General features: G+C 64.4%; 16 protein-coding genes. 11 read left to right on the top strand and 5 right to left on the bottom strand.

Going from position 1 to position 18,977, the window contains the following annotated elements:
• Positions 1-14 precede the first annotated feature (14 nt).
• Genes acpS through pyrE form a run of 3 tightly spaced genes read right to left on the bottom strand, consistent with a single transcriptional unit; the run spans position 15 to position 1,722 of the window.
• Positions 15-416, bottom strand: a complete 402-nt coding sequence (acpS, locus tag WG907_RS08840) for a holo-ACP synthase (protein WP_340232378.1) — start codon at positions 414-416, stop codon at positions 15-17.
• On the bottom strand, positions 413-1,141 hold the full coding sequence (locus WG907_RS08835) for a pyridoxine 5'-phosphate synthase (RefSeq protein ID WP_340232377.1): 729 nt from the start codon (positions 1,139-1,141) through the stop codon (positions 413-415). The genes acpS and WG907_RS08835 overlap by 4 nt, the downstream gene beginning before the upstream one ends.
• On the bottom strand, positions 1,141-1,722 hold the full coding sequence (gene pyrE, locus WG907_RS08830; RefSeq protein ID WP_340232376.1) for an orotate phosphoribosyltransferase: 582 nt from the start codon (positions 1,720-1,722) through the stop codon (positions 1,141-1,143). The genes WG907_RS08835 and pyrE overlap by 1 nt, the downstream gene beginning before the upstream one ends.
• A gap of 281 nt (positions 1,723-2,003) precedes the next feature.
• Between pyrE and coxB the strand changes: the two genes are divergently transcribed.
• The 10 genes from coxB (at position 2,004) to WG907_RS08780 (ending at position 10,738) form a co-directional block, all read left to right on the top strand.
• The gene (gene coxB / locus WG907_RS08825) at positions 2,004-3,020 is read left to right on the top strand and encodes a cytochrome c oxidase subunit II (protein WP_340232375.1); all 1,017 of its coding nucleotides are present in this window, start codon (positions 2,004-2,006) and stop codon (positions 3,018-3,020) included.
• 18 nt (positions 3,021-3,038) lie between these two features.
• Positions 3,039-4,706 (top strand): cytochrome c oxidase subunit I, encoded by a 1,668-nt coding sequence (ctaD, locus tag WG907_RS08820; RefSeq protein ID WP_340232374.1) that lies wholly within the window; start codon positions 3,039-3,041, stop codon positions 4,704-4,706.
• Positions 4,707-4,816: 110 nt separating this feature from the next.
• On the top strand, positions 4,817-5,737 hold the full coding sequence (locus WG907_RS08815; protein WP_340232373.1) for a heme o synthase: 921 nt from the start codon (positions 4,817-4,819) through the stop codon (positions 5,735-5,737).
• On the top strand, positions 5,734-5,868 hold the full coding sequence (locus WG907_RS08810) for a cytochrome c oxidase system small membrane protein (RefSeq protein ID WP_340232372.1): 135 nt from the start codon (positions 5,734-5,736) through the stop codon (positions 5,866-5,868). Before WG907_RS08815 ends, WG907_RS08810 begins: the two co-directional genes overlap by 4 nt.
• Positions 5,868-6,443: a cytochrome c oxidase assembly protein gene (locus tag WG907_RS08805; protein ID WP_340232371.1), complete on the top strand. Its 576-nt coding sequence runs from the start codon at positions 5,868-5,870 to the stop codon at positions 6,441-6,443. The genes WG907_RS08810 and WG907_RS08805 overlap by 1 nt, the downstream gene beginning before the upstream one ends.
• A 43-nt stretch (positions 6,444-6,486) precedes the next feature.
• Positions 6,487-7,317, top strand: a complete 831-nt coding sequence (locus WG907_RS08800) for a cytochrome c oxidase subunit 3 (protein WP_340232370.1) — start codon at positions 6,487-6,489, stop codon at positions 7,315-7,317.
• A 74-nt stretch (positions 7,318-7,391) separates the two neighbouring features.
• Positions 7,392-7,802: a DUF983 domain-containing protein gene (locus WG907_RS08795; protein ID WP_445326786.1), complete on the top strand. Its 411-nt coding sequence runs from the start codon at positions 7,392-7,394 to the stop codon at positions 7,800-7,802.
• Positions 7,799-8,428 (top strand): SURF1 family cytochrome oxidase biogenesis protein, encoded by a 630-nt coding sequence (locus tag WG907_RS08790; RefSeq protein WP_340232368.1) that lies wholly within the window; start codon positions 7,799-7,801, stop codon positions 8,426-8,428. Before WG907_RS08795 ends, WG907_RS08790 begins: the two co-directional genes overlap by 4 nt.
• A 43-nt stretch (positions 8,429-8,471) precedes the next feature.
• Positions 8,472-9,872, top strand: coding sequence for a threonine synthase (gene thrC / locus WG907_RS08785; protein WP_340232367.1), 1,401 nt, complete (start codon positions 8,472-8,474; stop codon positions 9,870-9,872).
• Positions 9,869-10,738, top strand: coding sequence for a class I SAM-dependent methyltransferase (locus WG907_RS08780; RefSeq protein WP_340232366.1), 870 nt, complete (start codon positions 9,869-9,871; stop codon positions 10,736-10,738). The genes thrC and WG907_RS08780 overlap by 4 nt, the downstream gene beginning before the upstream one ends.
• Before the next feature lie 4 nt (positions 10,739-10,742).
• Here the strand turns inward: WG907_RS08780 and WG907_RS08775 are convergent, their stop codons facing one another.
• The gene (locus tag WG907_RS08775; protein ID WP_340232365.1) at positions 10,743-14,945 is read right to left on the bottom strand and encodes a translocation/assembly module TamB domain-containing protein; all 4,203 of its coding nucleotides are present in this window, start codon (positions 14,943-14,945) and stop codon (positions 10,743-10,745) included.
• A complete protein-coding gene (locus tag WG907_RS08770) occupies positions 14,945-17,059 on the bottom strand; it encodes an autotransporter assembly complex protein TamA (RefSeq protein WP_340232496.1) in 2,115 nt (704 codons plus the stop codon). The genes WG907_RS08775 and WG907_RS08770 overlap by 1 nt, the downstream gene beginning before the upstream one ends.
• Before the next feature lie 143 nt (positions 17,060-17,202).
• Here WG907_RS08770 and recJ point away from each other — a divergent pair, with 143 nt between their 5' ends.
• Positions 17,203-18,969, top strand: a complete 1,767-nt coding sequence (recJ, locus tag WG907_RS08765) for a single-stranded-DNA-specific exonuclease RecJ (RefSeq protein WP_340232364.1) — start codon at positions 17,203-17,205, stop codon at positions 18,967-18,969.
• The last annotated feature ends 8 nt before the right edge of the window (positions 18,970-18,977 follow it).

The following is an 18,977-nucleotide window of genomic DNA, read 5'->3' as shown; positions in this document are numbered from 1 at the left end:
GGAAAAGGGCGCCGTCATTCCGGCAGCGCCTCGATGATGACGAACGCTTGCGCCCATGGATGATCGTCGGTGAGCGTCAGGTGAATGGCCGGCCGGTGACCCGCAGGAACCAGCATTTTCAGTCGCGCGAGCGCGCCGCCGGTTAGCAACAGCGTGGGTGCGCCCGATGCCGAATTGACGACGCCGATATCGCGCATGAACACCCCTGCCTTAAACCCGGTTCCGACCGCCTTGGAAAAGGCTTCCTTGGCCGCGAAGCGCTTCGCCAGCGTTCCCGCCTTGGTAAATGGCCGGCGGTTTCCCTTGGCGCGCTCCACCTCGGTGAACACGCGCTGCTCGAACCGCTCGCCAAAGCGCTCGAGCGAATGCTGGATCCGCTCGATATTGCAGAGGTCGGAGCCGAGGCCGATGATCACCGCGCCAGATCCATCTGGCGCCGCATCTCGCGGATGGCGCCCTCCAGCCCGTCAAAGATCGCCTCGCCGATCAGGAAATGGCCGATATTGAGTTCCGCCAGCTGGGGGATGGCCGCGACGGGGCCGACATTGTCATAGGTCAGCCCATGCCCAGCATGCGGCTCGATCCCGTTCTTCGTCGCCAGCGCGGCGGCGTCGGCGATGCGGCGCAATTCCTCCGCGCGCGCCGCGCCGTTCAGTTCGGAATAGAGACCCGCGTGGAATTCGACGACGGGGGCATTCAACCGGATCGCGGCGTCCACCTGCCGGGCATCGGGTTCGATGAACAGGCTCACTCTGATCCCCGCATCGTTCAGCCGCGCGATGAGCGGCGCGAGGCGACTATCCTGTCCGGCGGCGTCGAGCCCGCCCTCGGTCGTCCGCTCCTCCCGCTTTTCGGGCACAAGGCACACGGCATGGGGGCGATGGCGAAGCGCGATCTCCAGCATTTCGTCGGTCGCCGCCATTTCCAGATTGAGCGGCACGGTGAGCGCCGCCATAAGCGTCGCGATATCCTCGTCGCCAATATGGCGACGGTCCTCGCGCAGATGGGCGGTAATGCCATCCGCCCCGGCCTTCGCGGCAAGGAGCGCCGCCTTGACCGGATCGGGATGACTCCCCCCACGCGCGTTGCGGATAGTGGCGACATGGTCGATATTGACCCCAAGGCGCAGGGGAGCGGTCATCAGGCCTTCCGGCTGCCCGGCTTTTCAGCGGGCACCGCCGCTAGTTCCAGCGGTAGTTCATCTGCATCATAAACGGGGAAGTTGATGCTGACGAGCGGATAGAAGGGCACGCCCAGATCGACTTCGCCCGCCGACCGATCGACGAGGGCCGCTTCGGCGATGACGATGCCACCCTCGCGCGCGACCGCGTCGATCGCCTGGCGCGACGACAGGCCGGTCGTGACCACATCCTCCACCATCAACACTTTTTGGCCCGGCGCGATCGAAAATCCCCGGCGCAATTCGAAAACACCTTCGGGGCGTTCCAGGAAGACGGCGTCCTTGTCCAGCGCGCGGCCGATCTCATGCCCGATGATGAGGCCGCCCATCGCGGGCGACACGACCAGGTCGATCTCGGCGCGCAGTTCGCGGGGCAGCTTCTGCACGGTGGCGCGGGCCAGTCGCCCGGCCCGCTCGGCGTTCATCAGCACGCGCGCGCATTGCAGATAATTGGCGCTGCGGCGGCCCGACGACAGAATGAAATGCCCTTCGAGCAGCGCCCCTGCCGCCCTGAAATCCGCCAATACGTCTTCGTCGGTCATCTTGTTCTGATCCAAGTCGCGCCCCGGCGCTGTCTCCGCCGCAGATCGTCTGCCATAAGGGGTTCGGGCCGTCCGGCACCCCCGTTCGCGCCCCTGTGCGCGCGAAGCGAGATAGGCGGGCGGGCCCTGCGTTGCAACAGCGAAGAAAATCTGCTCCAGCATGCTTGAGGCATCGAAAAACCATGCCTATAAGCCGCGACAGACCGACCGGGCGGGGGCGACGCGCAGACGCGCGTCTTCGTTGCAGCGGCGCCAAGGGGTTACGGGGTAAGAAGACGCTTATGAAGATGGTGAAATCGCTCGTTCTCGCCGGCTTGCTGGCCTTTGCGCCGGCAATGGCGATGGGCAGTCAGGTGCTGGCGCAGGACAACGCGGCTGTAGCGACCGCTCCCGGCAATATTGCCGCGCCGGCCGAATCAAGCGCGAATGCGGCTGCGCCCGCCGCGGTTGCAGTCGCACCTGCGCCCGCCGCCAAGGTTGCCGCGCCACCCCGGATGAAGCCGACATTGGGCATCGGCATGCCGATGCCGGGCGAATATACGCTTCAAAAGCAGTTCACGGCGACCGGCCACACCGGCCGCTGGCTGCACGACGTGATGCTGGTGCCTATCATCTTCGCGATCTCGATCTTCGTGCTGATCCTGATGCTCTATGCGATGTGGAAATTCCGCCGCAGCGCCAATCCCATTCCGTCCAAGACATCCCACAACACGCTGATCGAAGTGATCTGGACCGTGGTGCCGGTGGTGATCCTGCTGCTCATCGCAATCCCGTCGATCGGCCTGCTCGCGGACCAGTATAAGCCCGCGCCCAAAGATGCGCTGACCGTCAAGGTGACCGGCTATCAATGGTATTGGGGCTATGAATATCCCGACGCGGGCATTCCCGAATTCGTGTCGAACATGCAGACCAAAGAAAAGGCCGCGGCTAATGGCGAGCCTTACCTGCTCTCGCCCGACAATCGCCTGGTTCTGCCGGCGGGCCGTCCGATCAAGCTGATTATCACCGGCGCAGACGTGATTCACAGCTTCGCCGTGCCGTCGCTGTGGGTGAAGATGGACGCCGTGCCGGGCCGCCTGAACGAGAAGAGCTTCACGATCGAAAAGCCGGGCGTCTATTACGGCCAATGTTCGGAACTGTGCGGCGCGCGCCACGGCTTCATGCCGATCGCGGTCGAAGCGCTGCCGCCGGCCCAATTCGACCAGTGGGTGCTCTCGCAGGGCGGCAAGCTGCCCGGTGCGGCCGCGCCCGTCGCACAGGCCGCGGCCCCCGCCGCCGCCCCCGCCGCCAAGCTTTGATGTAAGGGCAGATACGCCATGACCACCATTACCGCAGACCATCATGGCGACCATGCCCATGATCATCATGACGCCGATCATAAGCCGGCTTTCTTCCAGCGTTGGTTCATGTCGACCAACCACAAGGACATCGGCACCCTGTATCTGATCTTCGCGATCATCGCCGGCATCATCGGCGGCGGGATTTCGGGCCTGATGCGCGCCGAACTGGCGCAGCCGGGCATCCAGTATCTCCAGACCTGGGCGCAGTGGAGCGACGGCCCGACGGCCACGCTCGACCAGGCCTATCATCTGTGGAACGTGCTCATTACCGCGCACGGCCTCATCATGGTGTTCTTCATGGTGATGCCCGCGATGATCGGCGGCTTTGGCAACTGGTTCGTCCCGATCATGATCGGCGCGCCCGACATGGCGTTTCCGCGCATGAACAATGTCAGCTTCTGGCTGCTGATCCCCGCTTTCGTCCTGCTGCTCGGGAGCACTTTCGTCCCCGGCGGTACCGGCAACGGCGCGGGCACGGGCTGGACGGTCTACGCGCCGCTTTCGACCAGCGGTTCCGCCGGCCCGGCCGTCGACATGGCGATTCTCTCGCTCCATATCGCGGGCGCTTCGTCGATCCTCGGCGCGATCAACTTCATCACCACCATCCTCAATATGCGCGCGCCGGGCATGACCCTGCACAAGATGCCGCTGTTCGTCTGGTCGGTGCTGGTCACCGCCTTCCTTCTGCTGCTTGCGCTGCCGGTTCTCGCCGCCGCGATCACCATGCTGCTCACCGACCGTAATTTCGGCACTACCTTCTATGACGCGGCCGGCGGTGGCGATCCTGAACTTTACCAGCATCTGTTCTGGTTCTTCGGCCATCCCGAAGTGTACATCATGATCCTGCCCGGCTTCGGCATCGTCAGCCAGATCGTGTCGACCTTCAGTCGCAAGCCGGTCTTCGGCTATCTCGGCATGGCCTACGCCATGGTCGCGATCGGCGTCGTCGGTTTCGTCGTGTGGGCGCACCACATGTTCACCACCGGCATGAGCGTGAACGTGAAGATGTACTTCACCGCCGCGACCATGATCATCGCGGTGCCGACCGGCATCAAGATCTTCTCGTGGATCGCGACGATCTGGGGCGGCTCGATCAGCTTCAAGACGCCGATGGTCTGGGCGCTCGGCTTCATCTTCCTCTTCACCGTGGGCGGCGTCACCGGCGTCGTGCTGGCCAATGGCGGCGTCGACGATGTGCTGCACGACACCTATTATGTCGTGGCGCATTTCCATTACGTGCTTTCGCTCGGCGCGGTGTTCGGCCTGTTCGCGGGATTCTACTACTGGTTCCCTAAAATGTCCGGCAAGATGTACAACGAGTTCCTCGGCCAGCTTCACTTCTGGGTGTTCTTCATCGGCGTGAACGTACTGTTCTTCCCGATGCACTTCCTGGGCCTGTCGGGTATGCCGCGTCGCTATCCCGATTATCCCGAAGCGTTCGCATACTGGAACATGGTCGCGAGCCATGGATATGAAATCATGGCCGCCGGCATGCTCATATTCTTCGTCAACCTGATCTGGTCGCTGGCCTTCGGCAAGAAGGCGGAGGGCAATCCGTGGGGTGAAGGCGCAACGACGCTGGAATGGACGCTGCCCAGCCCGCCGCCGTTCCACCAGTTCGAGACCCTGCCAGTCATCGACTGACAGGACGGATCGTTAAACAGGCATTCCGGACCGTCCGGGATGTCTCCGGGCCAAGTCCCGGATGATCAGTCCCGGCGCGATCAGGCGCCGGGCTGACGCATGAGGAGCATATGGCAAGTTCGCCGATCATGGCCGGGAGCGCCGCTCCCTCGCTACCAGCCCACTGGCGGGATTTCGTCGCGCTGACGAAACCGCGGGTGATGACGCTGGTCGTCTATACCGGCCTTGCGGGCCTGCTGGCCGCGCCTGGGTCGATCCATCCGGTGCTGGCCTTCACCGCGATCCTGTGTATCGCGCTGGGTGCCGGCGGCGCCGCCGCGCTCAACCAATGGTGTGAGGCGGATCTCGACGCCAAGATGAAGCGCACGGCGAACCGCCCTTTGCCCGCAGGCCGCATGGACCGGCAATCGGCGCTGCATTTTGGCGTGGGCATTTCCGTCTTTTCGGTGATTTTGCTGGGTACGGCCACCAACTGGCTGGCCGCCGCCATCCTGGCCGTCTCGATCCTCTTCTACATTCTGATCTACACCATCTGGCTCAAGCCCCGCACGGCGCAGAACATCGTCATTGGCGGAGCGGCCGGGGCTTTCCCGCCGGTCATCGGCTGGGCAGCCGTGACCGGTGACGTCTCCGCGCTTCCCGTCGCGCTGTTCATGCTGACCTTCTTCTGGACCCCGCCGCATTTCTGGGCGCTCGCCCTGTTCGTGAAGACCGATTATGCCGCAGCCGGTATCCCCATGCTCCCGGTGGTTTCGGGTGAAGTCGTGACCCGGCGCCAGATCTGGTTCTATACGGCGGTCATGGCGGTCGCGGCGATGGCCCCGGTACTCCTGCGCCTTACCGGCGTGTTTTACGGAACGGTCGCCCTGATCGGCACCGCCATATTCGCGCTCTTTGCTTTTCAGGTCTATCGTCGGCGGGAAAATGATCCCGCACGCATGGCCCCGGAGCGGCGCTTGTTCAAATATTCGATCCTCTATCTGTTCCTGCTGTTCGGTGCGGTGGTCGTCGATCGCTGGATTTTCGCATGACCCCTGAGGAACGCGAACTGGTCCGCGCGCGGCAGAAGTCGCGATCGCTCGTGACCGGGCTCTTGCTCGGCGCGCTCGTCCTCCTCTTCTTCGCGATCGCCATTGCGAAGATCAGCGCAGGCCACGCCTGATGGCGAGCCTGCCGCCGTCGCCTTTCGACCGCAACCGTCGCAATCAACGCACGATGATTATGATGGCGATCGTGGGCCTTACGATGCTGAGCCTTGGGTTTGCGTCTGTGCCGCTTTACCGCATCTTCTGCGAGCGCACGGGCTTTGGCGGAACGCCCCAGCGCGCCTACGACGCTACAGGCGTTAAGGTTGCGACCGGACATAATCTGTCGATCCGTTTCGATTCGAACATCGCACCCGGCATGCCGTGGCAGTTCCATCCCGAACATCCGACCCAGACGATCACCATCGGCGAAAAACGGATGGCGATTTTCCTGGCGAAGAACATGTCGGACAAGCCCGTCACCGGCACGGCGGCCTTCAACGTGACGCCGATTCAGGCGGGCGCCTATTTCACCAAGATCCAGTGCTTCTGCTTTACCCAGCAGACGCTGAAACCCGGTGAAGAAGTGCGCATGCCGGTGATCTATTATGTCGATCCTAAGATATTGAACGATCCCGACAACCGGGACACCCAGGAAATTACGCTGAGCTACACCTTCTACCCTGTTGAGCAGGGCAAGAAGCCAAGCTAAGGCAAAATCGATAACCCGAACCGCGAACAGGGAAGAGCAAGTCATGGCCGGCGCCAAGAACCACGATTATCATATCCTGCCACCCAGCATCTGGCCCCTCTTCGGCTCGATGTCGGCGCTGGTGATGGCCTTCGGCGCCATCATGTGGATGCATCCCGATGCGCTTCCCGCCCATGGCGGCTGGGTTTTCTTCATCGGACTCGCCGGTATATTGTTCACTTTCTACAGCTGGTGGGCGCAGGTCATCGTAGAGGCGCATGCCGGCGATCATACGCCGGTGGTGCAGCTCCACCTGCGCTATGGCATGATCCTGTTCATCGCATCGGAAGTCATGTTCTTCGTCGGCTGGTTCTGGGCCTTTTTCGACTTCTCGCTGTTCCCCAGCGCTCTAGCGCCGATCGAGGGGATGTTCCCTTCCAAGGGCATCGAGGTCATGAACGCGTTCGAGCTGCCGCTGCTCAACACGCTGATCCTGCTCTGTTCGGGAACGACGGTGACATGGGCGCATCACGCGCTGATCCACGGCGATCGTGAAGGCCTGAAAAAAGGCCTTTGGTGCACCATCATCCTCGGCCTGCTCTTCTCGTCGATCCAGGCCTATGAATATGTCCACGCGCCTTTCCCGTTCGGCAAGACGCCCTATAGCTCGGGCTTCTACATGGCGACCGGCTTCCATGGCTTTCACGTCATGATCGGCACGATCTTCCTGATCGTAAATCTGGTCCGCACCTATAAGGGCGACTTCACCCCGCGCCAGCATTTCGGCTTCGAAGCCGCCGCCTGGTACTGGCATTTCGTCGACGTTGTGTGGCTGTTCCTGTTCGTCGCCATCTATGTCTGGGGCGGTTGGGGCGCGCCCATGCACGGCGGCTGAGGCTCTCTGGATCGTTGATAAGGAATATCGGCCGGGGGCGTCCCCGGCCGTTTTCTTTTGACGCTGCGGCGGCTATGCCAGCGGCCATGCCCGTCCCACCCGTTTCTCCGGCTCCCTTGCCCACCTTGCTGCGAGACGCCGCGCGTGGAGCCTGTCCGCAATGTGGCGGATTCACGCTTTTCGCGGGGCCGGTGCGGTTCGCGCCGGCATGCCGGGCATGCGGACTCGATCTTGCCCGGTTCAATGTCGGGGACGGTCCCGCAGCCTTCCTGACCCTGATCGTCGGCGCGGTGATGGTCGTGATGGCGCTGACGCTGGAATTGAAGGTGCATCCGCCGCTCTGGCTGCATGTCCTCCTATGGACGCCGTTGACGGTCGGTGCCGTCGTCGGGAGCTTGCGGATCGCCAAGGCTGCGCTCCTGATCCTGGAATATCGCAACAAGGCGCGCGAGGGCCGGATCACGCCAGCGGAGCCACACCCGTGAAGAGAAAAATCCCCCTCATCCCGACGATTATCGTGGGCGTTGCCGTCATCATCATGGTCGCATTGGGCGTCTGGCAGCTTGAGCGGCGTGCGGAAAAGGACGCGGCTCTGGCGCTCGCGGCGGTCAATCCGGGCCGACCGGCGATCAGCTTTCCCGCGCTGGCGCCGGTGGACCCCAGCATCCTCTTTCGCCCCTCCTCGATTCACTGCCTGCGAGTCGTCGGCTGGCGGACGGAGGCCGGGCGCGCCGCCGATGGTTCGATGGGTTTCCGGTCGATCGCCGAGTGCGCGACCGGCGCGGAAGGGCCAGGTGCGCTCGTGGAGTTGGGTATCGCGCAAAAGCCCGATTACAAGCCGCAATGGACCGGCGGCCAGGTGGCGGGATGGATTTCGCAGGAGCCAGACCATCGGGCGCTGCTCACGCGCATCGGGGGGAAGGCACAGCCGCTGCGTCCGATGCTGATCGCTCGCGCCGCGCCGCCCGGCATGAAGGCCGCGGCGCCGCCCAATGTCGCCGACGTGCCCAACAACCATCTGGCCTATGCGGTACAATGGTTCTTCTTCGCCGGAATCGCGATCATCATCTACACTCTCGCCCTGCGGCGCCGCACCGGCGATCCGTCGTAAGGGCTTGCCCCCGGCTGCGCGCGTCGTTACCGCCCACCCCATCATGCAATATGTCAGCACCAGGGGCAGCGCACCGGCGCTAGGGTTTGAAGATGTGACGCTGGCTGGCCTGGCGTCCGATGGCGGCCTGTATCTGCCGGAGAGCTGGCCGCAATTTACCGCCGCGGACATCCGCGCGCTCGCCGGCCTTTCCTATGTCGAAACCGCAGTGCGCGTGATGACGCCGTTCGTCGCCGGATCGCTGTCGCCCGAGGGACTGCGCGACCTGTGCGAAGCCGCCTATGGCCGCTTCAGCCATCAGGCGGTTACGCCGCTCGTCCAGCTCGACCATCGCCAGTGGTTGCTGGAGCTGTTCCACGGCCCAACGCTCGCGTTCAAGGATGTAGCGCTGCAACTGCTGGGACAATTGTTCGAGCGTTTCCTCTCGCGCCGCGACGATCATCTGACCATCGTCGGCGCCACGTCCGGTGACACCGGATCGGCGGCGATCGACGCCGTCGCCGGCCGTGAACAGATCGACATCTTCATGCTGCACCCCGAAGGGCGCGTGTCGGATGTGCAGCGGCGGCAGATGACGACGGTGCGCGCGCCCAATGTGCACAATATCGCGATCGACGGCAGCTTCGATGACGCGCAGGCGCTGGTGAAGCGCATGTTCAACGACCCCGCTTTTTCGAAGCGATTCAACTTGTCGGCGGTGAACAGCATCAACTGGGCGCGGCTGATGGCGCAGGTCGTCTATTATTTCTACGCGGCCGTGCGTCTGGGCGCGCCCGACCGCAGCGTCGCCTTTTCCGTGCCGACCGGGAATTTCGGCGACGTGTTCGCCGGCTATGTCGCATCGCGCATGGGCTTGCCGGTTGCTAAGCTGATCGTCGCGACCAACGTAAACGATATCCTCCACCGTGCCCTGAGCGAGGGCGATTACAGTCAGGGACAGGTTGTCGCTACTGCCACCCCCAGCATGGACATTCAGGTCAGTTCGAATTTCGAGCGGCTGCTGTTCGATGCCGGCGGGCGGGACGGCGTAGCGCTCGGCGCGCAGATGACTGGCTTCGAGCAGAGCCGTGCGATGCGGCTGACCAACGCCCAGCGCGAGGGATCCGCGCATCTGTTCAGCTCCGCCCGGATCGATGCCGATGGAATGACCATGGCGATGCGCTGGGCTTATGACGCGGCGGGGCAGGTGATCGATCCGCACAGCGCAATCGGCCTGGCTGCGGCCCGCGAGGTCGATCTCGATCCTGCCATCCCCATCGTGACATTGGCGACGGCGCATCCGGCCAAGTTCCGCGATGCGGTGGAGCGCGCGACCGGCACGCGCCCGCCGCTCCCTTCGCGCGTCGGCGACCTGTTCGCGCGCGAGGAACGCTATGTGAAGCTGCCCGGCACGTTCGATGCGGTGACCGGATATGTCGCGGAGCATGCGACGCCGCGCGCATGAAGCTTCAGACCCTCATTGGCGAACCCTGGTCCGACTATGGCTTGATCGATTCGGGCAATGGCCGCAAGCTGGAGCGCTATGGCTCATACCGCTTCGTCCGTCCTGAACCGCAGGCGATGTGGGCGCCCGCGACGCAAGACTGGAAGGCCGACGGCGAGTTCATCCCCGGATCGGACGATGAAGGTGGCGGCCGCTGGTATTATGACCGCCCCGTGCCTGCCGATGGCTGGCCGCTGGCGTGGAACGAGGTGACCTTCCAGTCGAGTTGCACGCCCTTTCGCCATCTCGGCTTTTTCCCCGACATGGCGCCGGTGTGGGACTGGATGCGCGAACGGACAGCCGACAAGCCCGATGCCGAGGTGATGAACCTGTTCGGCTATACCGGGGTCGGCACGCTCGCCATGTCGGCGGCGGGCGCCAGAATGGTCCATGTCGACGCGTCGAAAAAATCGGTCGCGCAGGCCCGCGCCAATGCAGCGCTGTCGGGTATGGAAGACCGCCCGGTGCGCTGGATCGTCGAAGATGCGGCCAAGTTCGTCGCGCGCGAGGTACGCCGCAATCGGCGCTATGACGGCATATTGCTCGATCCCCCCAAATATGGTCGCGGCCCCGATGGCGAGGTCTGGCGGCTCGAAGAGGATCTGCCCGCCCTGATCAGCAATTGCCGTCAGTTGCTCGACGCGGATAGCCGCTTCCTGTTCCTGACCGTCTATGCCGTGCGCATGTCGGCGCTGGCGATCGGCGAATTGCTGCGTCAGGCGTTCGCCGACCTGCCCGGTACGGTGGAGGCCGGCGAACTTACTGTGCGCGAGGAAGCACGGGGAATATTGCTGCCGACCGCCATCTGGGCCCGCTGGCGGCGCTGACGCTTCAATAATCCTTCGAATAGCGAAGATTGGCCGACGACCCCGCATTGGTCCCCGTCTTGGACAACAGGCTCAGCGTCTTGGACAATGCGATCTCCAGCTGGGTCGCGGTGAATCCCTTCGAATCGGTGATGATCTCCACATAGATATTGTTGGAGATATGCTGCCCCACCGCGAGTGAGGTGCCGCGCCCGGTCGCTTCATCGCCGCCGACGATGCCGATCCGGTCGAGCCCCGACGCGTTTTGCAGCTTGCCCATCGGATTGAGCCCGCCACCCCCACCGCGCAGGCCATTAAGCGCCACGGCAAGCTGGATCGCCTGCGTTGGAGACAGGTTGGCGACGTTCGATCCGAACAATATGCGGGACAGAATCTCGTCCTGCGGCAAAGTGGGGGTGGAGATGAAAGCGATATCGGGTTGCTGCGCGGAGCCGGTAACCTGGATGCCGGCCGTAACCGCATCGATCTTGGTCTCGGCCTTGATCGCAAGGATAGGGTTCAGCATCGGGCCGTTGAAGGTAATGACCCCCTGTTCCAGCTCGAACTGATGGCCCGAAAAGCTGTAGCGGCCACGAATGACTTGCAGCCTGCCGACGACGCGGGGATTGGCGCTGGTGCCGGTGACCCGCATGTCGGTTTTCCATTCGGAATCGAGACCCATGCCGGTCACGTAAATCTCATTATCGGCCCGAACGCGGATATCGAGCTTCCAGTTGGCGGGCTTGGCCGTCGCCTGCCGCGCCGCAAGCCGCTGGTCGAGAATGTCCGTACCCTGACCCTTGCGACGTACGCCGCGCAGTTCGCGAATTTCGGCGCCACCCTGCCACGCGACCTGATAGCGCGTTTCCGGCAACGACAGGTCGCCCTTGATGAGGCCGCCGTTCGCTGCACTGTTGGTGACGTTGATAGTCCCGCTGACAACGCTCGTAATGGCCTCGCTACGGGCCAGCCGCGCATTGTCGAGCTTGACCGCAATATCCATCGGAAAGCCGCTGTCCGCCGCCAGCCCGACCGAACCGCGCGCCTGCACCGTTCCATTTCCCGCCCGCCCGGAAAAGTCGCGAATGTCGAGGCGATCATTGGTAAAGCGCCCGTCCAGCCGCATCTGGGTTACCCGCGTGCCGAAGGTCGCATTTTCGTAAGTCAGCGCATTGGCGCGGGCGAGGCCGTTGATCCGCGGATCGGTGAGGCGACCGCTGAAGTCGGCGGCGACCGCTATCCCGCCGGTCAATTGCTGGTCGGCCAGCCCGGCAAAGGAAAACAGCACATCGGCCGGTCCGGCGTAGCGAATGCCGCCGCCGAGCGGGGCATTCATCAGCCGCTCCGACCAGCCCGCGCCCGACCCCGGTGGCGCCAGCGTGGCGACGAACCGACCGAGCGTCGCATTGCCCCGGCCGACGAGGCCGCGCAGATCTCCGCCGGCTGCGGAAAGCTTCCCCTCGACATTCATCGACACCGGGTCGGATACGGCCGTCAGGCTCGATCGGCGGAATTCGCTGATCGCGATCCGGGTGGTCGCGGTCGGGAAGCCGTTGCCGGTCTGCGCGAAATCGAGTGTGCCCGTCGCCTTGCCGCCGATGCCCAGACCCGGCTTGGCGATATTGGCGATGGCGAGATCGAAATCCTTGAACCGCGCCTGCAAGGCGGTCTGGTCGCCGAAGCGCCCGGCCAGATCGACCTGGCCCTGCGGCAGGACGAGCGTTGCCGGCTCCAGCCGATATCCGCCGCGCTCGACCCGGATGATGGCGGGGCGGGCCAGGCGGAAATCGACATTACTCGCCTTGCCTTGCAGCGCGACGGCGTAGAGGTTCGGGCGCAGGGCCGCATCGGCCGCGATCGAGAAGGGGACCCCGCTCGAACCGTCCGCAACCAGCTGCGCCCGGCCGCGCCCGCCCCGATAATCGACCTTTGCGCGGGCTTTGCGCACGACATAATCGCCATAGGCGGCATTGGCGATCTGGATATCGGCGAGGATGCGGGGCTGGGTGGTCAGCACCATCGATGCGTTGATGATGGCGCGACCGATGATCACGTCGGCATCGCCGGGGAGCTTGGCATTGCTGGCGGTCGCGGCGACGTCTGCGCCCTGCGCCTTGCCGACCGCTGCCAGCCGTACCGCGCCGCTAATGCCCGATCCGTTCAGGCTGAGCCGCCCAGCAAACGGCCCCGCGCTCGTCTGTTGCACCGTGCCCGCTATATCGACACCGGCGAAACGCGCCCTGGCTATGTCGATAGTGAGGGGACCTTTGGCCGTGCGTACCAGTATATTGGCGAAGAAGGGGCCATAGGGCGATCCGCCCGTCGCCTCCAGCCGGTAGCCGGTGGCCTCGCCGTTAAGCTTTGCCACCACGTCATTGAGCTGAACGCCGACATTGGGGCGCGCCGCGCGCAGCACCGCCTGCGGACGGTCGACCGTGCCCCGTATAGCGAGAGAAAGCGGGCCATATTGCCGGGAAGAGGCGGCGGCGTCGAACATGATCTGGCCATCGCTGTCATAGCTGCCCGATCCCGAATGGATCGCGAAATTCGGCGCCGCTCCCCTGAGGCCTGCGAGCGTGAATTTACCCTCCGGCGTCATGCCGATGCGGCCCGAAGCGACGGCATTGCCCCCCAGGAAATCGCGCACCGAAGCATTTTCCCAGCGCGCCGTGCGCACGCCGAATCGGCCCGACAGGCCAAAGCCGCCCTTGGGGCCGGGCACCAGCTTCACGTCGGTGTCGAGGTTGACGATACCGACCCCGTCAATCTTGTAATCGTTGACCCGGCCCTTTAGCGCGCCGCGATAGATTGCATGGTCGAGATCGGCGAGGATGATCGCGGTCGCATCCACCCTGTCGCTGTCGATCTTGAGATTATCGCTAATGAGCTTGCCCCCGGCATAGGCGAAGTCACCCTTCATACGCAGATTCTGGAGCAAGCCTCCTGCTGCGGCATTGAGCCCCGTCACGCGCCGCGCCGTAGCCTGCACCGGAATGCGAATGCGGTCGGCATCGATCACTGCCCTGCCGCTAGCCTTAAGTCCCTCGATCCCGGTAGCGTCGAACGCCAGATAGGTCGCGCTGATGTCGTAATCGACGAAGGGCGTCGCCATCGCCCCGTCGAGAATGACCGAGGCGCGGACATCCTTGCCGCGTATCTTTTCCATGATCGCGCCGGGGGTCAGCAGCGCGGCGTTGATCTTCAACGCGCTGAACCGGCTGGTGCCAAGGTCGATCAGCCCCCGCGCGTCCGCCGCCATCGCCGGCGATCGCAGCGTGCCCCTGATATTGACGCGCCGTTCGTTGAGGCCGGCAAACAAATCGACATCGAGTTGCGGCCCCGTCAACCGGTCGACCGTCCCGGCTAGGACCAGCCCCGGACGCACCGGGCCTTTCATCGTGAAATTGCCGTCGCGCGCCGCCAGCGCGATGTTCGCGAGTTCGCCTTTGGGCGAGGTCGCAACGATGCGCCCGTTCCAGGCCTGCCACGTCCCTTTTCCGTCCAGCGTCGCGGTGACGCCATCGGTCAGGCCGGACATCGCTGCGATGACCCCGCCTTTCGGGGCCGTCAGCGTTCCGCTCATGGCCAGGCGATTTTGCGACGGCACCGCGTCGAGCTTCGCCTGGAGCCGGTCGCCGCTGTCCACCATCGCATCGGCGGAAAGCTGCGCCCGTCCATCGGCAATATGGGTCACGCCGTCGATCGCGATTTCGCGCTTCTGGCCGATGACTGGTTTGGCCAGCACGAATCTGGCGATCTTCATGCGGTCGACGTCAATGTCGAGGTCGGGCAGGATCGGCGCGTTGGGATCGGTTTTCGTGACGTTGAACTGCGGGCTGCGCGCGAGCACCACCAGCGGGCTTTCGAGCAGGCTGACCGCGATATGATTGTTGATATATCGGAACGGCTTCCAGACGACGTGCACCTTCGGGCTGACCGCGAAAGGCCCCCTGGGATCGCGCAACACGAGATCGTGGATGGTCATGTCGCTGTAGATCGACCCGTCGATCCGGCCGACCTCGATCGCCATGCCCGATTCGAGCTTCAGGGCCGCGATCTGCTTGATCAGGAAGCGCTTGCCCGGCTGGGTGTCGAGGCCCAGCAGCAGCCCGGCCGCCAGCACCAGCAGCGCCGTGAGGAGGCCGGCAACGCCGATCGCGACTTTCCGCCACAACGGCCGCTCTTCGCGGGTTACGACCGGTTCGGGGAAGGACGCTTCGCTCGCCATCAGAAGGCCTGCCCTATGCCGATATAGAGCGCGAATTTGGATTCGCCCGGCTGGCGATCGATCGGCATGGCGATATCAGCGCGGAAGGGGCCGAAATTGGTGTAGAAGCGCCCGCCCACGCCCACGCCATAGCGCATGCCGGAAAATTTGGGGATCGCGCTTTCATAGACCTGGCCGCCATCGACAAAGGCGACCACGCCGTAATTGCCGAAGCGATAGCGCCCCTCGACCGCGAATTCATTGACCGACCGGCCGCCGATCGGGTCGTTGTTCACATCCTTGGGGCCAAGTTCCTGATAGCCAAAGCCGCGGACCGATCCGCCGCCGCCGGCATAGATGCGGCGTGACGGCGCGACATCGTCGCGGCTCACCCCGCTGATCGTGCCGACCCGCGTGCGCCCTGCGATCACCAGGCTGTCGGACACGGGATAATAGCCGGTCAGGTCGAACGTCGCGCGCAAATAGGGCGAAAATTTGCCCTGAAGCGAACCCTCCGGCTCGGCTCGCAAATTGGCCCGGAACCCCCTTGTCGGGTTCAGCAGGTCATTCGACCGGTCATAGCCGACCTGCATCGGCAAGCCGCCGATGAAATAGGTGCGGCGCACCTTGGCGGCGGTTGCCGGATCGATCGTCACCTGCTCGTTGGTCCCCAATATCTCGACCCCATAGCTGTAGGTCCAGCGTTTCTGGAAGATCGGCGTCGACGCGCGCGATATCGAGGCATTGATCCCGGCGGTGAACGCCTCATAAGCGGCATAATTCTGGTGGTTGAGGTTGATTCCCGCCTGAAAGGTGCGGTCGCGCTTGCCGGCGTTGGACCGGCGGAATGTGCCTGACACGCCCTGCTCCTGCGTGCCCGCAATCACCCCCGCGACCAGCGCGCCTTCGGGCGGGAAGAGGTTGCGGTGGGTCCATGTGCCCTCGGCGCGAAAGCCCTGACCGGTGCCATAGCCCAGTTCGCCCGCCAGCGTGCGGGGCGGGCCAGCTTCCTGCTCGACATGAAGATCGACATATTCGGTGCCATCGGGTCCCGCTTCGCCGGTGCGTACCGGATCGACCGCCACCGACGAGAACAGCCCGGTCGCGACCAGCGCCTTGCGCAGATCGTCGACCTTGCGGCTGTCATAGATTTGCCCAGGCTTATAGCGGCGGATGACCTCCATATGGACGGCGTCGAATGCCTGTTTCTCGCCCGATGTCGTGATTTTTCGGAACGAGCCGCGCGGCCCGGTCTCGACGGGCAGTGTATAGTCGCCCGTGACCGTCGCGGGATCGAGCAATATGTCGCGGTCGCCCACCTTGGCGAAGGCATAGCCATTTTCGGGCAGCTTCAATGCGACATTGGCCTCAGCGCCCTCAATCGTCGCGGCGACGATATAATCGCCCGTCTTGAGCGGCAGGCTGTCGCGAACCAGAGTTGCGGGCACGGTCGGCCCCGCATGGATGACGATCTCGCCGATCTTGTAGCGCTTGCCCGGCGTCACCGACATGATCGCCTTCAACGCGCCATCCGCTTGTTCCAGGCTGGCGAGCGCGGTCCCGTCATAATAGCCTTCCGAATATAGCAGCCGCACGGCCAGCGCTTCATCCTCATGCGCGCGGGATTGCACCATCGCCGCCGTTTCGGCCTTGCCCTTGCCGTCGACCAGCGCGGACGATCCGCGAAATTCATCTTCGAGGCCGGTCTTGCCGAAGCCGTCAATCTCGACCGCATAGCGAATGACGGGCGTTTTCTCATCGGGGCTGCTCTCGCCCGCCACCTGCTCGGGCACGGTCACGCTGTCGAGCGGCGGGAGCGGCTGCGCCAGTTCCGGCTGCGCAGCGGGTTCGGATGGCGGGGGGAGCATGGTCGCTGCGGTCGTCTGCGGCATCTGGCTGTCGATCCAGCTGTCGATCGAGGGCAATGGTGTCCCGGCCTTATCCGCGACGGAATCACCTGACGAAGGCATGCGGGCCTTGAACTGGTCGTCGGGCACGATCGGCCCTTCTGCTTGAGCCGCATCGCTCGCAGGGACGGCACCAGGCGTCGTTTGCGCGAACAAAGCCAGCGGCGACACGGTTAGCGACGCGAAGCTGAGGACATGCCGAACACATTTCGCCCGCCGCTTGCCCATCAAATTATCGCTGCCCCCTTCGTCGCCACATTATACGGCCAGAACCAACCATACGCTCAAGCTGTTGCCAAGGTTCCCATTTCATAATTAGGGCTGACGGCGCAATGCTTCCATCCACTGCCCGTCCGGTCTAGAGCCGCGTGATGACGGCTGCACTCAACATTTCCCGCTCCATTCTGGGTCAGCCATGGCGTTGGCGGGGGGAAGGTGCCGACGCGCGTGCGCCCGGCTACCAGCCTGACGACCTGGTGTCGCAATTACTTCTCGCGCGCGGCTGCACCCGTGATGCGCTCGATGCGCACCGCGTGCCCACGATCCGCGCATTCATGCCTGACCCAAGCATTTTTCGGGATATGGACGCCGCAGCAGACCGCATCGCCGATGCGGTCCAGCATAACGAGGATGTGCGCATCTTCGGCGATTATGACGTCGATGGCGCGACGAGCGCCGCGCTGCTCATCCGTTTGCTGCGAGACCTCGGCCTCGCCGCGCAACCCTATATCCCCGATCGCCTGATGGAAGGCTATGGCCCATCGGGCGAGGCGCTGGTGCGCCTGGCGGGGGAGGGCGCGAGCCTGATCGTTACCGTCGATTGTGGCGCGCAGGCGTTCGAGGCGCTGGCGATGGCGAAGGATGCGCGCGTCGACGTCATCGTGGTCGATCATCATAAATGCTCCGCCGCGCTGCCGGTGGCGCATGCGCTGGTCAATCCCAACCGGCTCGATGAGAGTGTGGAAGGTGCGACCCACGGTCATCTCGCCGCAGTCGGCATGGCCTTTCTGCTGGGCGCGGCGCTGGTTCGGACGCTGCGGGGACGTGGCTGGTTCGCGACCCGGCCCGAACCCCGGTTGATGGACCTGCTCGATATCGTTGCGCTTGGCACCGTAGCGGATGTTGCGCAGTTGAAGGGCCTTAATCGCGCTTTCGTGGCGCAGGGGCTCAAGGTCATGGCCGGCCGCCGCAATATCGGCCTCGCCGCGCTGATCGACGCCAGCCGCCTGACCCGAGCGCCCATGTGCCATGATCTCGGCTTCGCACTGGGACCGCGCATCAACGCGGGAGGGCGCGTGGGTCGGGCCGACCTAGGCGTGCGTTTATTAACGACGGAAGACCCGCTTGAGGCCGCGCAGATCGCGGCCGAACTCGACCGGCTTAACGAAGATCGCCGCACGATCGAAGCGATGGTGCAGGAACAGGCCGAAGCCATGCTCGCGACCCAGGGCAATCGCGCCGTCGCGCTGCTGGCTGGCGAAGGCTGGCATCCCGGCGTCATCGGCATCGTCGCCGGCCGGCTCAAGGAAAAATCCGGCCGCCCCGCCATCGTCGTCGCGCTCGATGAACATGGCGTCGGCAAGGGATCGGGACGGTCCATTTCCGGCGTGGATCTCGGCGCGGCGATCATGGCCGCCAGGGATATGGGCCTGCTCGTCGCGGGCGGGGGCCATGCGATGGCGGCGGGGCTGACCGTCGCGGCGGGCAAGATCGATGCACTCGCGGATTTCCTCGACGAACGCCTGGCGGCCGCTGTGGCGCGCGCGCGCGACGATCGGGCGCTGCTGCTCGACGCCGTACTCGCGCCATCAGGGGTCAACCCGGATTTCGTCGCCGCGATCGAGGCAGGAGGCCCCTATGGCGCTGGCTGGCCTGCCCCGCTGATCGCGGCCGGGCCGGTACGCGTCGTCAAGGCGGATATAGTCGGCAACGGTCATCTGCGCGCGATCGTCGCCGGCGACGATGGCCGGTCGATCAAGACCATCGCCTTTCGCCAGGCGGAAAGCGCGCTCGGCCAGGCCATATTGGGCGCACCGCGCGACCGTCGTCTATGGGTTGCAGGGCGCGCGAAGATCGACGATTGGGGCAGCCGCCCGGCGGCCGAACTGCATCTGGAGGATGCCGCCTGGGCGGACTGAAGCGCGAA

It is taken from the genome of Sphingobium fluminis, from assembly GCF_037723805.1.
Taxonomy (GTDB): domain Bacteria; phylum Pseudomonadota; class Alphaproteobacteria; order Sphingomonadales; family Sphingomonadaceae; genus Sphingobium.
The sequence above is the reverse complement of the archived record's forward strand: the minus strand, read 5'-3'. Positions and strand labels throughout refer to the sequence as shown.

What these genes read in the sequence shown, in the direction of transcription:
- thrC (WP_340232367.1), top strand. Translation starts at nt 8,472, where the DNA reads ATGCAATATGTCAGCACCAGGGGCAGCGCACCGGCGCTAGGGTTTGAA.
- WG907_RS08780 (WP_340232366.1), top strand. Translation starts at nt 9,869, where the DNA reads ATGAAGCTTCAGACCCTCATTGGCGAACCCTGGTCCGACTATGGCTTG.
- WG907_RS08835 (WP_340232377.1), bottom strand. Translation starts at nt 1,141, where the DNA reads ATGACCGCTCCCCTGCGCCTTGGGGTCAATATCGACCATGTCGCCACT.
- WG907_RS08775 (WP_340232365.1), bottom strand. Translation starts at nt 14,945, where the DNA reads ATGGCGAGCGAAGCGTCCTTCCCCGAACCGGTCGTAACCCGCGAAGAG.
- WG907_RS08805 (WP_340232371.1), top strand. Translation starts at nt 5,868, where the DNA reads ATGGCGAGCCTGCCGCCGTCGCCTTTCGACCGCAACCGTCGCAATCAA.
- coxB (WP_340232375.1), top strand. Translation starts at nt 2,004, where the DNA reads ATGAAGATGGTGAAATCGCTCGTTCTCGCCGGCTTGCTGGCCTTTGCG.
- WG907_RS08795 (WP_445326786.1), top strand. Translation starts at nt 7,392, where the DNA reads ATGCCAGCGGCCATGCCCGTCCCACCCGTTTCTCCGGCTCCCTTGCCC.
- pyrE (WP_340232376.1), bottom strand. Translation starts at nt 1,722, where the DNA reads ATGACCGACGAAGACGTATTGGCGGATTTCAGGGCGGCAGGGGCGCTG.
- WG907_RS08770 (WP_340232496.1), bottom strand. Translation starts at nt 17,059, where the DNA reads ATGGGCAAGCGGCGGGCGAAATGTGTTCGGCATGTCCTCAGCTTCGCG.
- ctaD (WP_340232374.1), top strand. Translation starts at nt 3,039, where the DNA reads ATGACCACCATTACCGCAGACCATCATGGCGACCATGCCCATGATCAT.
- WG907_RS08815 (WP_340232373.1), top strand. Translation starts at nt 4,817, where the DNA reads ATGGCAAGTTCGCCGATCATGGCCGGGAGCGCCGCTCCCTCGCTACCA.
- recJ (WP_340232364.1), top strand. Translation starts at nt 17,203, where the DNA reads ATGACGGCTGCACTCAACATTTCCCGCTCCATTCTGGGTCAGCCATGG.
- WG907_RS08810 (WP_340232372.1), top strand. Translation starts at nt 5,734, where the DNA reads ATGACCCCTGAGGAACGCGAACTGGTCCGCGCGCGGCAGAAGTCGCGA.
- WG907_RS08800 (WP_340232370.1), top strand. Translation starts at nt 6,487, where the DNA reads ATGGCCGGCGCCAAGAACCACGATTATCATATCCTGCCACCCAGCATC.